At 33.5% G+C, this 248-nt stretch carries 1 protein-coding gene; it reads left to right on the top strand.

Features of this window, described 5'->3' with window-relative positions; translation table 11 throughout:
- Positions 1–248 (top strand): hypothetical protein (locus EII29_RS12555; RefSeq protein ID WP_158612584.1); only part of this gene is annotated, 248 nt, incomplete at both ends.

Raw genomic sequence — 248 nt, 5'->3', positions numbered from 1 at the left:
TTGACAAGGGAAAGAAGTGTAAAGTTACCGTTTAAAGGAATAAAAACATATACGGAAGTATACGGAATAACGGAAAGTATACGAAATATAGGAAAGATAGAAGGAAACGGCATAGTTTATGTGGAAGGAAAAGAAGTAGAAAACATAGCAGGGAATATAAGGGGGAAATCGGGAACATTACTAAAAAGTACGGAAAAAGATATAGTAGATAAAACAATAACATTAAGAGATGAAAGACAGGGAGTAAG

This window comes from Leptotrichia sp. OH3620_COT-345, from assembly GCF_003932895.1.
Taxonomy (GTDB): Bacteria; Fusobacteriota; Fusobacteriia; order Fusobacteriales; family Leptotrichiaceae; genus Pseudoleptotrichia.
This window is presented reverse-complemented; position numbering and strand designations above follow the sequence as displayed.